This is a genomic window from Candidatus Cryptobacteroides sp., from assembly GCF_056207615.1.
Map to the genome: position 1 here is coordinate 1 of NZ_JBAEER010000033.1, position 17,279 is coordinate 17,279.

Sequence of the window (17,279 nt, forward strand, 5' to 3'; positions counted from 1 at the left end):
CTCGATGAAGGCGCGTTCGTTCTCCGTCCCGATGGCGGCATCCCAACCCTCGAACCAGGTAGCAAGCTGCGGAGTATGCTCCTTGATTTCCTGTGCGATCTCGGTGGCCTTCCACACGATGAGACCGGAGTTCCAGAGGAATTCTCCGCTGTCCACGAACACCTTAGCGAGCTCAAGGTTCGGTTTCTCGGTGAAGGTCTTGACCGGAAGCGGCTCTCCCTTCTTGTATGCATTCCTGCCGCCGACAGCCTGGATGTAACCGAAGTTGGTATCCGGACGGGTCGGTACGACTCCGAGGGTCATGATCACGCCGTCACTGGCTGCGACGAAGTCCATCGCGCTGAGTATGCTGGAACGGAACTCCGCATCGCCGAATATGATATGGTCACATGGAGTGACCACCACCGTGGCGTCGGGATTCCTCTTCAGGATGGTATAGGCAGCATAGGCAGTGGCCGGTGCGGTATTTCTCGCATAAGGCTCAAGGAGGACGTTCTCGTCGGGCACCTCAGGAAGAAGGTCCTTCACGAGACTCTGGTAGCGCGAGGCCGTGACGATGAGGATGTTCTCTGGCGGAACTATCGTGCAGAAACGCTCATAGGTCAGCTCCAGAAAGGTCTTCCCCGTCCCTGAAACCTCGAGGAACTGCTTAGGGAAGGACACCTTGCTGATCGGCCACATCCTGGATCCGGCACCGCCGGCCAGAATCACACAGTATTTAGAGCTATCGGTCATAATTGTGGTTATATGTATATGGGTATGAACGCATCGGGGAAGTACCCTATCGTCATCCCGGGGTTGTCTAACGTCACCGCAACAATGTCGAAATGGTATTCGACATCCCTCAGCAGGGGATTGCGGGAGCGGTTCAGATAGGCAAGCGCGGCTTTCACGAGCCGTTTCTGCTTGGTGGCTGTCACGCTTTCCTGCGGCTCGGCCTGCATAGGCGGCCGCCGGGTCTTGACCTCCACAAAATGTATTCCATCGGCAGCGAGCGAGACTATGTCCAGCTCGAGATGTCCGCTTCTCCAGTTCCTGTCCAGAACCTGGTGGCCCCGGGAAGCGAGGAAGCGTGCCGCCGCATCCTCTCCTTCGTTTCCAGTCTTTCTTCTCTCGTCCACTTTTCTTCCCTCCAAAGATTATCGTCAGTCGAACTTCACTATCGTGACTCCCGATCCGCCGAACTGTATATGCTCATCCGTCACGGACGCCACTCCCGGCGTCGCACGGAGGAATTTCTGTATCTCTTCCCTCAACGCGCCGGTACCCTTTCCATGGATGATCCTGACGCTGGAGATATTGAGCATGATCGCATCGTCCACGTACCTGGTGACCTCGTCCAGTGCGTCGGTCACCCTCGCGCCGCGCACGTCCAGCTCTGTCGAGAAGTTAAGCTTGCGCTCGGATATCGAGTTGTCCACCTTGACGGCAGAAACCGGGGTGAAGGTTTCTCTGTAGGCAGACTTGAACTCGTTCGAGGTGATTCGCTCGACGTTGTCCGGACTGAGCTTGCTGGTGATGCTGCCTATGTTCACGGTAACGGCCTTGCCTGAGACCCTGACGACCTCGCCGACCATTCCGTTGCTCTTGACGCGTATCTTCTCGCCCACCTTCAGAGGAGCGTTTCGGAAGGCCTCCTCTCTCTGGCGCTCCTGCTCCGCCCTCTCGATCTCGGCCTGCTGGGCCTCGTCCGCACGCTGCTTCTTGCGAGCCTTCTGGCGTTCCTTGCGGGCGTCGAGCTGAGCAATCTTGCGCTCGATGTATTCGTCCTTCTCCTTCTGTTCCTTCTCCTTCTTTGCGGCGAAGGCTCCGAGGAAGTTCTGGAGCTCGGTGCGGGCCTCCTTGGTGGATTCCTTCTCGGCCTGCTTCTCCTTGATGGTTCGTATCGTGTTCTCGACCTTCTTGTTCGCGCCTGCGATTATCTCTGCGGCCTCCTTGTGGGCCTGGTCGAGTATCTCCTTCTTGAGCTGCTTGATGTCCTTGAGCTCCTTCGAGTACTTGTCGGTGATGTTCTCGAGGGTCTTGTCCGTGTTGCGTATCCTCTCGAGCTTCTCGTCGAGTGCCTTGCGGTTCCTGGCGATCTTGCGGAGGTTGCGCTCTATGCCCACGAATTCCTCTCCGGCACGGCTCTCCGCGTCCTTGATGATGCTCTCCGGAAGACCCATCTTCCTTGCGAGCTCGAAGGCGAATGAGTTGCCTGGGAGTCCCATCTCGAGCTTGAACATAGGTGCGATATTCTGCACGTCGAACATCATCGCTCCGTTGACGACACCTCGGTCGCCGGATGCGTAGAGCTTGAGGTTGGTATAGTGGGTGGTGATGACTCCGTACACGCCGCGGGTGTCGAGCTCTGCGAGTATGGCCTCTGCGATCGCTCCTCCGGCGGCAGGCTCGGTTCCGCTACCGAACTCGTCGATCAGCACGAGGGTGCGGCTGTCGGCCTTCTCCACCATCTCCTTCATGTTTCCGAGGAAGGAGCTGTAGGTACTGAGGTCGTTGTCCAGGGACTGGTCGTCTCCGATGTCGACCATGATCCTGTCGAAGATCACCATCTCCGAGGTCTCGGAGGTAGGGATGAGCATACCCCACTGGAACATGTACTGCAGCAGTCCGACGGTCTTCAGGCAGACGGACTTTCCGCCGGCGTTCGGGCCGGAGATGAGGAGTATGTGCCTGGATGGGGTAAGGGTCACGGTGAGAGGCACGATCTCCTTCTTCTCGCGACGGAGCGCCTGCTCGAGTATAGGGTGACGGGCCTTGCGCAGGTTCATCTCCCCTGTCTCGGAGATGACCGGCATGCCGGCGATGTAGTCGAGCGCCACCTGGGCCTTGGCCATGATGAAGTCTATCTCTCCGAGGAAGGACGCTGCGGCCACGAGGTCCGGAGTATATGGACGGACGAAGTCGCTGAATTCGACGAGTATGCGGAGTATCTCCCTCTGCTCGGCGAACTGGAGTTCCTTGATCTCATTGTCGAGTTCCACCACCTCGGCAGGCTCGATGAACGCGGTCTTTCCCGTCGCGGACTCATCGTAGATGAAGCCCGAGATTCGTCTCTTGTTAGCGGCGGCTACCGGGATGAGCATCCTTCCGTCACGCACGGTGACGGTTGCGTCGGAGTCCACGAGACCCTCTTCCTGGGCCTTGCGGAGCACTGCGTTCATGCGGCGCGAAATCGCACCTTCCTTGTCCCTGAGGGACTTCCTTATGTCATAGAGCGCGTCCGATGCGGTGTCCTTGACATTGCCGTATCGGTCGAGGATCGCGTCAATCCTGCGCTGTACCTCAGGGAAGGACATGACCGGTGCGGCCATCCTCTTGAGGTTAGGATAGACTCCGTCCTTGATGCCGGCGAAGAAGGAAGTGACCTTTCTCAAGGTCTCGAGCATGGTCTTCAGCTTCCTCAGAGAAGTGATCTCCAGGCTCGTGCCCTCCCTCTGGAGCGGCTTGAGGAAGTCCAGACAGTCGATGAATCCTCCCGTAGGGAAGTTCTCCTCGAACATCAGGATCAGCCTCATTTCGTCGGTAAGCTGGAGCCTCCTTCTGATCTCACGCGGATTGTTGGTGAAGTTCTCCTCCGCAGTACGCACGACGGCGTACTCGGTAGAGCATTTGTCGGACACTGCCGACCTCACCCTGTCGAATCCAAGCTTCTGTTCCAGCCTATTTATCGATTGTGTCTCTTTCAAATCTATGCCTCCTGTCGGTCAAGTATAAGCTTGAGCTCGTTGATGTTGTTGATCTTGGTTCCGTTTCCTTCCTTGAACCAGGTGATGCCTCCTGTCTCCTCGGACACGACGATGACTCCGGCGTCGGTGGCCTCGCTGATGCCGATGGCCGCCTTGTGCCTCATTCCGTACTGGGCAGGAATATCCGTCCTCTCGGTGATCGGGAGGGTGCAGCGTGCTGCCACGATGCGGTTGCCGTCGATGATCACTGCGCCGTCATGGAGCGGAGAGTTCTTGAAGAAAAGGTTCATTATGATACGGCGATTGATCAGTGAATCCACCTTGTCGCCGGTCTCGATTATGTCGTTGAGAGAGCTCGAGTACGGGAACACGATGAGTGCGCCGGTGCGGCTCTCCGACATCGTACGGCATGCCTCGGTAATCTCCTGGACGATCTCGTTACCCATCTTGTCCCTGCCGTTCTTGAAGAGCTTCTTGACCAACGCGTTGTCCGCATAGACGGTGCGATATCGGTTTCCGAGCGAGATCAGGAAACGGCGTATCTCCGGTTGGAAGATGATGATCAGGGCGAGCACGCCGACATCGGTCACGGTCTCCATCATCGCGTTCATCATCCTCATGTTCAGGGATGCCACGATCACGCGGATGACGTAGAGGGAGATGATGGCGAAGAAGATGCTGATGGCCGAAGATCCTCTCATCCACATGAAGAGAAGATAGATGATGATGGCCACCAGCAGGATATCGAGGATATCCGCCAGGCTCATGTTGAGGAATCCGAACAATGCGAGTACAGTCATTTTCTACTTTGTGTCTTTGGTGCAACGTACCTGGGCGCCGACGGCTCCGACCTTTGCTGCAGCGACGCTGGTCTTACCCTTGGCGTTCGCACTGGTGAATGTGGTCATCAGGGCCATGTAGGTAGGAGAGACGGTACCTGAGGTCGTCTTGTATGTGTTTGCTGTAGACGATGCCACGTAGGCCATACGGTTCTTGCCGAAGTACTCCTCGACGTCGCATACGCTGCTGTCGATTATGAGGTTGCTGTACTTGTTGTTTCCGATGCTGCCGGAGAGGACGAAGTTGAAGCCAGCTTCGTTGTATGCAGAGATCGGTGCATAGCCCAGGGTCTTGTCGTAGAAGAGAGCCGTGTCATCGGTCTGGGTGCCAGACTCGCCGAGTCGGGCAATAGAGTTAGAGACTCCGCAGAGTGCGAACCACTCAGCCCTGGTAGGAACATGCCAGCCCTTTGGACAGATGCCCTGCACGCCCTCGAAGTCAAGGAAGTTCTCCTCGGTGAGGGTCACGCCGAGGGTGTTCTCGATGTCGTAGAGATAGCCGTTTGCCTTGATGGACTCGGCATCCTTGAGGACGGTGACGTTGGTGCCGTCTGAGCTGTATGGATACCAGATGCCACCGTCAGTGGGATCGTCCGATACAGTCTTGCCCTTAGGGAGGTAAGCGAGAGGCTCTGCCATCCATGTGCTTCCGTTGGAGAGCTTCACGGTGTTGTACCTGAGGCCGTCATATACGAAGTAGCCGTCGAATTCCTCGAAGGATGGCTCCTGAGGATCGTCCTTGCCTGAGAGTTCGCCACCGTCTGCCCATTCCTCGATCTCGCCGCCGATGGTGGTGGTCACCTTGTCTGCTGACACCGAGATGGTGATGGTATATGAATAGCCAGGCTTGAGTTCAGACTCATCCACGCTGGTGATGATTGCCGATGCATCCTTGACGTCGAGAACGACGCCGAGCTCGGTGAAGGTCTGAGGCACGACCACTGCACAGAACTTCTTGTTGTCGGTCACTTCCTCAGCCTTGATGTCCTGGGCTGATGCGCTCGCGTCAACGACTGCACCGCCCTCGAGGCTGACGTTTGCGGTAGGGATGAGTCCCTTGAGGGTCACTCCTTCCACCTCTACGCCGGCATTGTTGTCGAGGCTGACGACTATCTGGGCAAGCTGGTGACGGAACACCATGAGCTCAGGGTTTGCATTTGGATATACTCCGCTCTTGGTCGCGAACATGAGGTCTGATGACTCGGTACCGTTGCTCTGGTCAGCAGCCACGCTGAACACCGATGGGAAACCAGCCTCCTGGTATGGGAAATACGCGTTGAGGGTACATGCCTCTCCGCCGTCTGCGTACCACTTGAGATCTCCTGAGAATGCGTTGCCCGCGTAAGTGAGGCATGCGTTGGTCGCATACTTGCTGCCGTCGGCCTTGATCACGTCGAGACCGATCTTGTTACCCTCGTTGAAGTTCAGGCTGAGGGCGCGGGTGATCACCGGCTCCACCATGACCTTGCCAGGTTCCGGCTTCGGATCGTCGATGGTGCAGGCCGAGAATGCAAGCGCTGCAAGAGAAAGGAAAAGAAAATGCTTCTTCATATCACTAGAATTTATAACCTATCCTGAGGGAGGCAGACAGCCTGTCCGCTCCCGGAAGAACCTCGATGCGGAAGGCGTGTACTTCGTCGATGACAGCCTTGAGATAGAGTCCCTTCCACATATTGTAAGTCACGGACGCACCAGCTTCGATGCGATGTGCCGTGTCGTATTCGACTTCTGCCCTGTAATAGTCCGCGAGTCGCTGAGGCTTGGTCACGACTCCGCTCTCCTCGCTCACGAGACGGTCGTCCTCCTGGAGTTTGCCGCCGCGGTAGCGTATGCCGGCCGCGATGTCGACGCGTCCGAAATGGTGGGTGTATCCTGCCGCCGCCGTCCACTGCACGAGGTCCTGCTCAGTGACGTATGGATACATCTGCGAGGCCACGCTGAGTCTCTCGTCGGCACCGCCGCTGATCACGAACTCATGGCGGTCGGACGCGAGTTCGTACTCCACTCGGAACGAGTCCTCATTGCGGGAGAGTATCTGGTTCGAACCATGGGTGATGGTGGTGGAGACGCCACCCTCAGTGATCTTCTCGATCACGCTTTCATTGTTCTTGAGCAGTCTCCAGTCGGCCTTGAATCGCAGGCTGTGGGTGAATTCTCCACCCTTCCACCTCTCTCCGAAGCTGAACGAGAACACATGGCTTGGGAAACGATACCAGATGTACTGCTTCTCGCCTATCGTTCCCTTACCCCTGAGGTAGGTGAAATCGATGAATGCCGATCCATGCTGGAGCTGAAGTCCGGCACCGGCGAAAATCTCCTTGACCGGAAGTCCGCTGACGCCAGCCTCCGAAAGATGGAGTCCGCTGCCCTCCCAGTTCTCGAGCTTGCCGTAGTAGAGGCCCTTGTCGAGGAAGGCGTCGTAGGTGTCCTTCGTTCCTATCTGCTTCGCGGTCGGAGTGTCCGCGGTCTTGCGTATGATGGCGTCGAGTCCGACAGACCAGTGCTCCGAATGCCATACGATTCCCGGAGTGAAGCTGAAGTCGAGAAGATAGTTGCTATGACGGAGATCCTTCCTCTTTGCATAGTTCGAAGAAAGGAAATCGATGCCCGCACCGAGGCGCCACTGATCGGCGACGTCGACCGAGATCGCGCCGTCGAAGGCATAGCTCTGCCTGATCTTCCTGCCCGGGGTAAATTCGAGCGCGTCGACAGGATAATAGCCCGGATTCACGAACATCGAGCCGCACATATCATTTCCCTGAGCCTGCTCGAAGGAGAATGATCCCTGCATGGAGAACTTATCCAGGTGCACGGTGCTGCGGGCCTTCGCGCCCACTGACCATGGAAGTGCAGCCTCATGGGTCTGTCTGAATCCACCGCTGGTGATATCTCCGTAGAGTTCTGCGTATGAAGCGGATTTCTCTGAGATATCCTGACGTATGCCGACAGGATTGCTTCCGTCCTGCCAGAAGTTGGCACGGAGCACCTGCTCGTAATCGTTGAAGACGACGGCGTCCTTGCCCTCGGTGATCTGCGCCGAGAGAGGAAGGCTTGCGAAGAGAGCCATCGCAAGGAATATGATACCTGACCTATTCATGCAATGACTGTTTCTGGGTTTCACTGAAATCCGCCGACGAATTGTTGGTGTCCATCAGCACCTCGAATCCTGCTTCGCGGCTGCGCTCCTCGTCGACCTTTCTCATGAGAGCATGTCCGTTGTAAGGAGCCGAGAGGGTGATGAAACCGGCGTCGAGGGTATCCTGGAATCTCTTCACATTGGACGCGGACGATCCGTTGAACACCTCCACGGCGTCGAGCACCCAGTCGAGAGGACATGCGAGCACCTTCGCTCCGTTCGTGGTTCCCGGAACAGGGATGACGCCTCCGTCGCTGGCGATGAAATCCTCGAGACTCGTGCCCTTGGCCTTGTAGATGACTGCCGCAGGTGAGTTGATCGAGAATGCAAGCGCATTTCCGACGCCGAGCTTGAAGAGGCACTTCAGGATATGGTCGTCCTGGATGTTGCTGCCCGGTACCGGGTGGTAAGAGACGTTAGGGAAATAGTTCGCGTTGTATGTGACGAAATAATCCGACTTGTTGAGATTCACCGAAAGAGGGAACGACGCCGCGTGGTCGATAGCTCCGTTGAGGCAGAGAACCGCGTCCTCACCCGGCTGGAGCGGGAAGCTGTGCCCGTCGCCAGGGAACTGCCAAACGGCATCTGCGATTGCGACGTAGTCATTGTACGTGATGCTGCCGTCGGCTTCCTTGCGGGTGAACGGGTTGGTCGCGTTCGAGTTGTACGGCAAGAGATAGCCGAAGCCAAGGCTGTCCAGATACTGCACCCGGGTGTCATTGTTGTGGAGTATGACGTACTTGTCAACGATGTATGTTCCCTCCTCAGGGTCCTTGCGGCAACCTCCGCAATAGATTTCCTTGATGACTATGCTGCCGGCCTTGGTGTGCTTGAGCACGAGCTTGAGGGTACTGTTCCTGTCGGAGAAGGAGAATCGGTCGACGGTGGCATTGAAGATATCCTGACCGTTGCGCTCGCTGACGCTGATTCGGTAGAGTCCATAAGGGAGCGAGAGCACCTTCTTGCCCTCCGAATCGAGAGCGACTTCGTAGACGTTGCCCAGGTTGATGTCCTCGATCTTCGCGATCACTCCCTCGTGGAGTGCTGATGCATATCCTTCAGGGTACTCGATGCTCAGAGCAAGATTGTTCATGCCGTCTCCATAAGGATCGGTGACAGCAGGGAGGCAGGACACTGCCATGAGCACTGCTGCAAGCATGTATGTAAGCTTTCTGATCATTCCCATGGCGTTAGAATTTAAGTCTGGCGGTCAGTCCGTAGTAGAAGGCCGGGGTGAAGATTGCACCTACTCCGGTGGCCTTCGAAACCACGTACGGACGTGAGTTCGTAAAGTTGTTGGCGAAGAACGAAAGGCTGACATGCTTGCCTATCTCCTTCGTGATGCTGAGGTTGGCCGAGCAGTAGAAGCCGTAGCCGTCCTGGGCGAAGGTGTAGAGGTTGGCCGAGGTGAGCATGAGGTTGCGGTATCTCGGATCAGCCTTCATCTCCTCCGTGAAGTCATGCACGAGTCCGTCCTCGACGTCCATGTATGCGACCGGCCATATCGCGCTGTACGAATCTCCGTCCTCTATGTTTCCTCCGGTAGGAGTGCCGTCGGCGCCTATGGTCTGCGCATAGTTCCTGCCCTCATGGACGGACATGTTGCGCGAGCGGTTCAGAAGCGACATCTCGAGCCTGCAGGTGATGATGATGCGAGCCTCGGGGATATGGGTGATGGCCGTGAGGTTCGCGTCGAGGTTGTGGGTGATCTTTCCGTTCACGACGGAGTTTCCGTTTCCTCCGTTGGCATAGATGCCCACGAACTCGTACGACCTGTCAGGGAGGCTGGTGTGGGACCCGCTGCGATAGTAGTACGAGAGGGTCTCGTCATGGTACATGGTCCATGCATAGTTCGCGTCAAGCCTGAAAGAGGTGCGTATCGGCCTGATCTCAGGGAAGTCCACGGTGAGCTCGGCTCCGGCGCGGTACATGTCCGCACCGTTGTCCTGCATGGTGTTCTTCACGAAGGTCTTGTCGGCCACCTTGGTGTCCATCTTGGTCCAGAAGTCCTCGTCGCTGTTTCTCATGTAGACGTCTCCAGTCCTGAAGTCCGTCTTGATCTGCGGATTTTCCGAGATCACGAAGTCGGCAGGCTTCTGGAGCATGTTGTACGAGAACGGAGTGTATACGTTGGTGATCTTGTAAGGATTCCTGGTCTTGTTGAAGAATCCGACGGCAGAGATCTTGAACCCGCCAAGCTCAGCATCGATTCCGAGCTCGGAGTTGTCGTTGCGCTGCCAGCGGAGGTTCGGGTTGAACTGAACCTGATATGGCCTGGTGTAGTAGACGTAGGTCGAGTTGTCTCCGTGAGAGAAGCTGAAGGTCTGCTTGTCCCAGTATTCCTGCTTCGGATAGAGGATGTAGAAGGACGGAAGCTTCTCGGTCACGCCCCAGCCTCCACGTATGCTGAAATGCTTTCCTATGCTCCACTTCGCATTGAAACGAGGCGAGAAGGTGTTCATGTTGTCGTATGCGGTGCCCTTGATGAACACGTTCTCCATTCGGAGTCCGGCGGTAAGTTCGAGCTTGCCGGATCCTACCGGAAGGGTCGCATGCTCCTCGACGTATGCCGAGAGATTGTGCATGTACGGATACTGGCTGTATGAGCGAGGACGGAAGCCGTCCGAGGCGAGGCTCGGGTCGAGATAGTACTCTCCTGCACCTGCATTTCCGTTCGCCTTCCACTGCACTCCGGCCTTGAGCTGGCTCTTGGTCTCGCCCCATCTCCTGGTCCACTCGTACTTCAGAGACGCTGCGTAGTCGAGCTCCTTGGAGTCGACGATGGCGTCGGAGAACCATGTGAGAGGAAGTCTCTCGGCAACATGGTAACCCTCCTCCTCTGCATGGACCGCAGGTCGGTGAGCTGCGTAGTTGTTGTATGCGTGGGCGGTCGACAGGTTGTCCTGATAGCTTACCGATGCGTCGAACTTGAGGTTCGTGATCCACGACTTGTTGAGAAGCCAGGTCGCTGCGACGTTTCCTCTGAAGACATTGTCGCGCACCCTCTGGTACTCACCCGAATATGCGTCCGGGTCGTCATGGCTGTACATTCCGCCTATGTTTCCAGAAAATCCTGCCTCGAAACGGAGGACCTTCGCAAAGGTATTCGAGTAGCTCAGGGTGAGGCCGCGGCGGGTATAGGACTCATACGGGCTGATCAGCTGCTTGGTTGCACGCGCCCACTCGAGGCTCGCGTTGAGGACTCCGCGGTCCTTGTTGAGGTCGAAGCCCTTCGATGCTGAGAACTGGTAGGTCCTCGGATTCACGGAGAAGGTCACGTTGTACGGAGTGCGGCCCTTCTTGGTGTTGATCTTGACCATACCGCTGTTGAGGTCTCCGTACTCTGCGGAAGGCACGCCGGTGATGACCTCTACCGACTCGATGTTCTCGACAGAGATGCTTCTGGTGTCCACACCGGACATCTGGGTCATGCCGGCATTGTTGCCCATGCGTACGCCATCCACCTCGAGAGCGGTTCCGAATGCTGCGTTACCGGCAGTGGATCCACCGGCACGGAGAGAAAAGCTGCTGCCGTTGGTGAGGTCCGGGTTGACGGTCTTTCCGCCAGGGAGGAGCGATGCCATGTCCGTCATGCTGGACATCTGCAGATGGTTGAGCGCGTCCCTGCCGAGGGTATGGGATGTGCTGAGCCCATCCTTAGGACGCTGAGCGGTCACCACCACCTCGTCGAGGGCGAGAGAGCTCTCCTGCATCAGGATCTCGATATCCTCGACGTCCTTGTCGACATTGATCTCGATCGAGACGTCCACATATCCGAGATAGCTGGCGGTAAGGACGTAGCTGCCCTTCTGCACGTTCACGAGTTCGAAGTCGCCGTCCAGACCGGTGACAGCCCAGAGATAATCCTCTCCGAGCTTGAGGGTCACTCCGCAGAGTCCCTCGCCGCTGACGGCATCCTTCACGACGCCCGAAACAGTCCTGCCGGAAGGGGCAGTCGCAGCGTTTGCGAGAACCTCCGGGAACACGCAATCGAGCACCGACAGAAGCACTGTCAGGGCAACGATACGGGCGTATTTCAGCATCTTAGGCATATTAGGAACAAAAGTAGTGATTTTATGCCAAAAAACAAGGCGTAGCCTTGTTGAGACTACGCCTTGGATATCTGATTTTCAGATGGGTCTTAAGAGAGCAGATACTTCATCGTGAACAGGATCGCGAGTATCCACATCATCGGGCTCACCTTCTGGTGCTTTCCGGTGCATACGTTTACGAGAACGTACGAGATCATACCGATCATGATACCGTCAGAGATGCTGTACGCCAGTGGCATGAGCAGCATGGTAAGGAAAGCAGGGATGGCCTCTGAATAGTCGTTCCAGTCGATCTTCATGACCGGGCTGCACATCATCACTCCGACGATCACGAGAACCGGACCGGTGGCGGCGTTAGGGATGGCAAGGAAGAGCGGCGAGAAGATGAGTGCGATTGCGAAGCACAGTGCGACGGTGAACGCGGTGAGACCTGTACGGCCACCCTCTGCGACGCCCGATGCGCTCTCGATGTAAGTCGTTGTGGTAGAGGCTCCAAGACATGCACCTGCGGTAGTAGCGACCGCGTCTGCCATGAGCACCTTGTTGATTCCGTCGACCTTACCGTCCTTGTCCACCATACCCGATTTCACGGATACTCCGACTACGGTTCCGATGGTGTCAAACATGTCGATGAAAAGGAAGGTCAGCACGACTACGACCATGTCCCAGGAAACGATCTGCGACCATTCGAACTGCATGAAGATCGGCTTCAGGGAAGGAACGGTAGAGACGAGTCCGCCGTACTGGGTGACACCGAAAGGAATGCCGAGCACGGTGATGGCGAGGATGGAGATGAGCATGCCTCCGCGGACGTTGCGGATGACGAGGACCGCGGTGAGCAGCAAGCCGATGAGGGCGAGAACCACCGATGGCTGCGACAATGTTCCCAGTGTCACCGAAGTGGACTCGCTGCTTACGATCACGCCTGCGTTCTTGAGGCCGATGAAGGCGATGTACAGGCCGATACCGACGCCGATCGCATTCTTCATGGTCACCGGAATCGCGTTCACGATCATCTCGCGGACCTTGGTCACGGTGAGGAGGATGAAGATGATACCCTCAAGGAAGATCGCGGTGAGTGCGAACTGCCATGTGTATCCCATTCCGAGGCAGACCGTGTATACGAAGAAGGCGTTGAGGCCCATTCCCGGAGCAAGTCCGAAAGGTTTCTTCGCATAGAAAGCCATCACGAGCGTTCCGATCACAGCTGCGAGAGCGGTGGCGGTGAACACCGAATCAGTAGGCATTCCATTGCCTGCAAGGGCGCTGAAGATGCTTGGATTGACGGCGAGGATGTACGCCATCGTGAGGAAGGTGGTAAGACCGGCGAGGATCTCAGTCTTCACGCTGTGCTTGCCGACCTCGAATCCGAAGGCCTTCTTTGCGACCTTCGAAAGGGCATCGTATGAACCTGACATAAATCTGGAATTAGAATGTATACTTCACGGCGATGGTAGGGCATGCATAGAAGCCTACGCCAAGGAAGTTGTTGCTGAGCTCGACCTCGGTACCGATGCTGGCATTGAAGTTCTCGAGACCCTTGAGGGCGTGGAGGTTGAACCAGAACTGAGGCTCCGAGATGAAGATGAAGTCGGTACCGTCACCTTCCTTGTCACCCTTCGCTCCAAGCTGCCATGGGCGGTTCTCCTGCCAGATATCTGCGAATCCGCTGAAGAGGAACATATCGTTGCAGAAGTGATAGTTCCACACAGTGGTGATCTGGAAGTTATGAGCATTCTTCACGTTCTTCGGAATGGCCTTGTAGAGGGCTGAGAGCGAAGCTGTGAAGGTATAGTCAGAGTTGTGGATAGAGTATGTAGGGCCGACGAGATATGCCGAGTCATAGGTGCCGCTGTATCTGTCGAGACCGCCATCGTACTCTATGTGTGCCGAGAGGCCTGCGAGCTTGGTGTCGCCCCAGAAGCAGAGCTCACGCGAGATCTCGGTATACGCTCCGCGCACGCCTGCCCACTTGCCGGCGCCTGTCGGGTCATTGACGAAATCAAGGTCGATGAAGAAGAAGTTGCTACCAAACCTGTCGGTATTGAAGTGTTCGACGGTAGTTGTTAGGTACTGACGGTTAGCACCGGTCTTAGAGAGATCCTTACCGCCAACCTTGTGGTAGATTGCACGACCGAAGTCGTAGTGAAGCTGAATGTTCGTCTGAGCATTGAGAGACATTGATGCCAAGCTGAGAAGAACGGCAGCAACAGAAAAAACAAGCTTTTTCATAATTAATTTGGATTTGAATCATTTCATCTATTAGACAAAGTTATGAGATTCCTGCGATTATACAATCCCAAAAATGATTCAATTCATACTACGCCAGGGACACGCCCACTGCCGTTTCCCGCAAAATGCTAAATTTTTTAAAAAATAATTTGCAGAATAAAATTTATTGCCTACTTTTGCAATCCCAAACAACGGCAATGCGGAAATAGCTCAGTTGGTAGAGCACGACCTTGCCAAGGTCGGGGTCGCGAGTTCGAGTCTCGTTTTCCGCTCCAAGCCTCAGCAGAAATGCTGAGGCTTTTTTCGTTACATCCGGTTTCTTTTGCCACAAATCAGCGCACTCTTGCAGCATTTCCGACAAGCAAAAGAACGCGATCAAACCCCCGCGAACAACACTATTGATTATCAACAACTTAAGGTCTCCAAAATAAAACTTCTTTTTTGGTGATTTCCCTCCTTTTACAGAACTTTGCAACTGTAAAGACAAACAACTATGAAAAACAATCAGATCACAAAGTTGGTGTTCTTAGAGAACATTCTTCTTACAATCAGTATCGCATTATCCTTATTTCATATAAAAGGGCTTCTGGGTGTCCTCCTGGGATTCGGCTTCATTCTGTTCAATTTCTGGTATTTCTTCTGGGAGACCAAGAATCCGCAGCCGGAGTTCGATTTCATGGACAAAGACAACTTCCCTATCATCCTTGGAGCCATAGTCGGACCGATTGTTGCTCTTATCCTGCTTGAGGGAGAAACCAGAAACACTGCCCTTCCATTCATCGCGCTGGCATTCTTCCTCGGTCTTGTCTGGGCCGCCCTCTGGTATCTGAAGGGTGATTTCAAAGGAAAATCCATACCCCGTATCATCTTCGATGCGTTACACCTATCACCGATAATCAACTTATTCCTCATCTTCTTCTGCGTCTACGACATGGAAACTGGCGCTTTGGCCTCAGGAATCTGGCACTATATTCTCGCGGGAGTCTTCACGCTAGACCTCGTCCGTGGCCTGGTCAGACTTCCGAAGGACATGGCCGAGGCGAAAGCCAAGTCAGAGGAGTTCTACAGTAACTTGAAAGAAGAAAAGGAAGAGCTTGACAAGGCTGCCTCCAAAGTCGACGAGATCGACCCGGGAGTGAAAGACTTGCTGAACGAGCGCATTTCTCTGATCGACAAGATTCTGATCAATAAGATGTCTGAGACATCAATGAGCAGCAAGGCTATTGCCAAAGAGATCGAGAACGTGACTTCCGACAGGGACACATTCATCAGATCACTCGGATTGTTATATTCGGTCAACCATCCACAGGCCATAAGAAAGCTCAAGGAATATGAACTGACAGAAGACGAGATCGGTTTATGCTGCCTCTATTATCTGGGTTACTCCGGCAAAGAGGTCAAGGAAATCTCACAATCTTCAATGATATATCACATGAACAGCACCATTCGTCAGAAGATAGGACTCAAGTCAAACGAGATGAATCTTTCGACGTACATGAAACAACTGTTCGGAAACCAGATTCAGTAATTCCGCTAACACAAGCCGAAACGACAAAAACAGCGTACTTCCATACGGACAGTACGCTGTGCAGTAATCACGCGATTTGTCAGTACTTTCTGCTCTCAGGGTGGAACTCTGTCCATCCTTCGAGCCAATTGTCGCCTTCTGAAACAGCACCGATGAAGGAAACCTTCTCAAAATTCTTGTCCGAATCGGTGAATTTTGCCGCATTCATAAGAGGACTGCCATTGGAAACCATGTATGAAGACCCAGTGTTTCCATAATCCTTCAGACCCAGGTCCGCACTCTTTTCAAGATATCGGTTACCGTCCTGTGAAAGAAACCAGGTGTGAGAGAAGGAAGGTTTTGTGGTGTCAAAGATTTCGTCATCGTTTGCTCCCTTGTAGTTGACAACAAGATTATCTCTGTACTTCTTGTTCATGTCGCTTCCAAGAATATCGGTTCCTGCAATCCATGTGTTGCTTACCGTAATCTCACCAGATCTGGCAAGATCCGATGCGCTGCCTTTCTCGCTGTCGATCATGATACCTATCGGGAAATCGGCAGCGACAGAATTGATGCATTTGAGATGGCTATGACGCCTGATCTGCATCGCTGCCTGGAATCTTCCGAGTGAAGAGCCGTTGTCAGGGAAGAATTCTCCGCCATTTATATACGAGTCAGTATCATTTGTGAATCCCGCTGCAGACTTCGGACCGATAAATGTCACATTGCTGAAAGTTGCGCTAGTGTACGGCTGTGTATCCGTACCGCCTGCGTTGTTATCGCTCTCAAAGCCATTGCTCTGGGAGTAATCGGCAATTCTGCTGTCTCGAATCGCGAGTGCGAACTGAACATTGCCGCAGTATCCGTTATCGGTGTCAAAGTCATCATCCCATCCGCGGTAGGCGACGAGATACCTGCAATCGACTGTTCCTCCAAACCACTCGAAACTGTCATCGTTGGAATATGATACCTGGACATGGTCAATCTTGGTTCCATTTCCTACCGAACCGAGAGTTAGTCCATTGATCTCCTTGTCCTTTTCGAACGGATAACCGGCAAATTCAATCCTGACATAACTCAGAACTCCCGAATTGTCAGATGTGATCTCGCCTCCGTGTTTTGAGCGCGGGCCACCCTCAATCTGCATCTCGACACTGTTGTTCGGTGCTTTGCCACATAGTATGATTCCACCCCAGTCGCCCGGTCTGCGCTGACCTTCAGGTTGTGATGAGGTGAACACGATAGGCTGCTCCTTGCTTCCCTGTGCAATCAGTTTTCCACCCCTCTCTGCAATGATGGCAGCTTTCGTCAGTTTGTCGCCCTTGATTACTGTTCCCGGTTCGATGGTGAGTTCGGCACCTTCGGCAATGTAGACCCATCCTTTGAGGATGTACGTTCCCTTTTTCAATGTCTGCCTTCCGGTAAAGACAAACTGGTCATCACCATTTCCTATCTGCGTACCGTCCGGATCTTCTTTACCATCAGCACCGAACGTAAGATGGTCACATGAAGTGATACCTCCGTCAAGTCCCCAATCATAGTCCGTTTCCTGTGATTTCTCCTTTTCGCATGCTGTCAGGGCACCTGCGACCAGCAGTGTGCCGAAGACTCTGAAGATTGTGTGTTTTCTCATAACGTCTTTTTTGTAAGAATGAATGTTCATTTAGAATTTGTATGTGAATTCTAAGTATATGACAAAAATTTGAAAACATTGATTCTATAGCGGTCTGTATGGTTGATCAGGCACTGAGAGATGTAGTCCAGTCCATACTTGAACAGGCTCACGGCCCTTCTCCCATGCTTCAGGACCTTTATGGGTTTGAT

12 protein-coding genes and 1 tRNA gene are annotated in these 17,279 nt (G+C 54.4%); 2 read left to right on the top strand and 11 right to left on the bottom strand.

The annotated features are described in order from the left end of the window. The 10 genes from AC06ND_RS01860 to AC06ND_RS01905 all read right to left on the bottom strand — a co-directional run. Positions 1-735 (bottom strand): sugar phosphate nucleotidyltransferase (locus AC06ND_RS01860; RefSeq protein ID WP_475677295.1); only part of this gene is annotated, 735 nt, incomplete at its 3' end. An 8-nt stretch (positions 736-743) separates the two neighbouring features. Then, the gene (locus tag AC06ND_RS01865) at positions 744-1,136 is read right to left on the bottom strand and encodes a YraN family protein (protein WP_475677296.1); all 393 of its coding nucleotides are present in this window, start codon (positions 1,134-1,136) and stop codon (positions 744-746) included. A gap of 9 nt (positions 1,137-1,145) precedes the next feature. Further along, positions 1,146-3,689 carry an endonuclease MutS2 gene (locus tag AC06ND_RS01870; protein ID WP_475677297.1) on the bottom strand — a complete coding sequence of 848 codons (2,544 nt, stop codon included), beginning with the start codon at positions 3,687-3,689 and terminating at the stop codon, positions 1,146-1,148. A 2-nt stretch (positions 3,690-3,691) separates the two neighbouring features. Next, positions 3,692-4,489: a diadenylate cyclase CdaA gene (gene cdaA, locus AC06ND_RS01875; protein WP_475677298.1), complete on the bottom strand. Its 798-nt coding sequence runs from the start codon at positions 4,487-4,489 to the stop codon at positions 3,692-3,694. Between the two features lie 3 nt (positions 4,490-4,492). Further along, complete coding sequence (locus AC06ND_RS01880; protein WP_475677299.1) at positions 4,493-6,079, bottom strand: fimbrillin family protein; 1,587 nt, start codon at positions 6,077-6,079, stop codon at positions 4,493-4,495. Between the two features lie 4 nt (positions 6,080-6,083). After that, a complete protein-coding gene (locus AC06ND_RS01885) occupies positions 6,084-7,625 on the bottom strand; it encodes a DUF6850 family outer membrane beta-barrel protein (protein WP_475677300.1) in 1,542 nt (513 codons plus the stop codon). Further along, a complete protein-coding gene (locus AC06ND_RS01890; RefSeq protein WP_475677301.1) occupies positions 7,618-8,850 on the bottom strand; it encodes a DUF4876 domain-containing protein in 1,233 nt (410 codons plus the stop codon). Before AC06ND_RS01890 ends, AC06ND_RS01885 begins: the two co-directional genes overlap by 8 nt. Positions 8,851-8,854: 4 nt before the next feature. Then, positions 8,855-11,707, bottom strand: coding sequence for a TonB-dependent receptor (locus tag AC06ND_RS01895; RefSeq protein ID WP_475677302.1), 2,853 nt, complete (start codon positions 11,705-11,707; stop codon positions 8,855-8,857). Between the two features lie 98 nt (positions 11,708-11,805). Next, positions 11,806-13,134, bottom strand: coding sequence for an NCS2 family permease (locus AC06ND_RS01900; protein WP_475677303.1), 1,329 nt, complete (start codon positions 13,132-13,134; stop codon positions 11,806-11,808). 10 nt (positions 13,135-13,144) lie between these two features. Beyond that, a complete protein-coding gene (locus tag AC06ND_RS01905; protein WP_475677304.1) occupies positions 13,145-13,948 on the bottom strand; it encodes a DUF5020 family protein in 804 nt (267 codons plus the stop codon). Positions 13,949-14,147: 199 nt separating this feature from the next. Here AC06ND_RS01905 and AC06ND_RS01910 point away from each other — a divergent pair. Next, positions 14,148-14,223, top strand: a tRNA-Gly gene (locus AC06ND_RS01910). Between the two features lie 218 nt (positions 14,224-14,441). Next, positions 14,442-15,476 carry a hypothetical protein gene (locus AC06ND_RS01915; protein ID WP_475677305.1) on the top strand — a complete coding sequence of 345 codons (1,035 nt, stop codon included), beginning with the start codon at positions 14,442-14,444 and terminating at the stop codon, positions 15,474-15,476. A gap of 79 nt (positions 15,477-15,555) precedes the next feature. Here the strand turns inward: AC06ND_RS01915 and AC06ND_RS01920 are convergent, their stop codons facing one another. Then, a complete protein-coding gene (locus AC06ND_RS01920; RefSeq protein ID WP_475677306.1) occupies positions 15,556-17,088 on the bottom strand; it encodes a hypothetical protein in 1,533 nt (510 codons plus the stop codon). Positions 17,089-17,279 lie beyond the last annotated feature (191 nt).

Excerpts from the sequence above, each read along its gene's own strand:
- AC06ND_RS01900 (WP_475677303.1), bottom strand. The coding sequence starts at position 13,134 with ATGTCAGGTTCATACGATGCCCTTTCGAAGGTCGCAAAGAAGGCCTTC.
- AC06ND_RS01920 (WP_475677306.1), bottom strand. The coding sequence starts at position 17,088 with ATGAGAAAACACACAATCTTCAGAGTCTTCGGCACACTGCTGGTCGCA.
- AC06ND_RS01905 (WP_475677304.1), bottom strand. The coding sequence starts at position 13,948 with ATGAAAAAGCTTGTTTTTTCTGTTGCTGCCGTTCTTCTCAGCTTGGCA.
- AC06ND_RS01895 (WP_475677302.1), bottom strand. The coding sequence starts at position 11,707 with ATGCTGAAATACGCCCGTATCGTTGCCCTGACAGTGCTTCTGTCGGTG.
- cdaA (WP_475677298.1), bottom strand. The coding sequence starts at position 4,489 with ATGACTGTACTCGCATTGTTCGGATTCCTCAACATGAGCCTGGCGGAT.
- AC06ND_RS01890 (WP_475677301.1), bottom strand. The coding sequence starts at position 8,850 with ATGGGAATGATCAGAAAGCTTACATACATGCTTGCAGCAGTGCTCATG.
- AC06ND_RS01885 (WP_475677300.1), bottom strand. The coding sequence starts at position 7,625 with ATGAATAGGTCAGGTATCATATTCCTTGCGATGGCTCTCTTCGCAAGC.
- AC06ND_RS01880 (WP_475677299.1), bottom strand. The coding sequence starts at position 6,079 with ATGAAGAAGCATTTTCTTTTCCTTTCTCTTGCAGCGCTTGCATTCTCG.
- AC06ND_RS01915 (WP_475677305.1), top strand. The coding sequence starts at position 14,442 with ATGAAAAACAATCAGATCACAAAGTTGGTGTTCTTAGAGAACATTCTT.